2 protein-coding genes are annotated in these 1,064 nt (G+C 57.3%); both read right to left on the minus strand.

Going from position 1 to position 1,064, the window contains the following annotated elements; genetic code table 11:
• Positions 1-46: 46 nt before the first annotated feature.
• The gene (locus PI86_RS15570; RefSeq protein WP_039324450.1) at positions 47-400 is read right to left on the minus strand and encodes a DUF1493 family protein; all 354 of its coding nucleotides are present in this window, start codon (positions 398-400) and stop codon (positions 47-49) included.
• On the minus strand, positions 400-834 hold the full coding sequence (locus PI86_RS15575) for an STM2901 family protein (RefSeq protein ID WP_039324453.1): 435 nt from the start codon (positions 832-834) through the stop codon (positions 400-402). Before PI86_RS15575 ends, PI86_RS15570 begins: the two co-directional genes overlap by 1 nt.
• Positions 835-1,064: the final 230 nt, after the last annotated feature.

Consider the following 1,064-nt stretch of genomic DNA (forward strand, 5'->3'; position numbering starts at 1 on the left):
CAAGGAGAGATGATGCGGCACGATACACGAACGGGAACCCGACTCGTCACAGCATGGCGGCCAATCGCGCGGCGTCCCATCTTCTTTCTATGGCCGCACGATGCAGCATCGCGAGCGTAATCGATTCCCGCTTGAAGTCGTGCGGCTTTCGGCGCACCCATCGCTGGAATAGCGAATAGAGCAACCCCTCGCCTTCCATCAAAAAATACCGGTGGAAATCGAAATCGCCGGTGTCGACGGCAAACCGCTCGAAAAAAAGCGCCATGAAGTCATTGGCTTCGTCGCCGGTTTGACCCAGATCTTCCCAGAGCCGAGTGCCCACGGAGAGCGGCTTCGATGGACCGAGCCCCACTTCCGACCTGACGAAGGCTTCGATCTCGTCCCAACTCACGTCTTCCATCAGAAAACCCTATCCTCACGTTTGACGAGGCGGTCGTACTTGGAGACCGTGCCGTGAACGATCGCGATCACGTCACGCGCAAGCAGCGCCCAACCCACGCCAGGAACGGCACGCCCGACGAATACACTGAGTCTCCGGGTCAGAATGATCCGAAACGACTTGATGCTTTGAAGCGTAACGGTTGGCAGAATCTTCCTGTTGAGCTGGTAGCGAAAAATCGAGCGCGCCATCACGGACGCGACGGACGTCCCTTTCGTCGCGCCGCCGAATTTTTGCCGCGTCGGCAAAACGGGCCAGCCCGCTAGAATCAGGACCACGGCTTCGACATCATCGATCCCGACCCGGGCGCACGTCTCTTCCACAGCAACAAAAAAGAAAAGCTCGGCGGGCGTGAGATCCGAATGAACGCTGTAGCGGTATGTATTGCTCGTCATGATTCGATTTCACGAAATCGTTGATCGGAATGACGACCATACCCAGCGATCCAGCCAATTTGCTCTATCGAGACCCCTCGACGCCGCTGGCGTATTGCGCGCCCATCACCGGAGCCGCCCGCCAGACGCGGCATATCCGGTCACGCTCGAGTCGCAAGGATTTCATTCAGAGTGTAAAAATTCGGCGCCACTCAGGTCAATCATGATTGGGTTCCCCACCGAATTATTGC

It is taken from the genome of Burkholderia sp. A9, assembly GCF_000801975.1.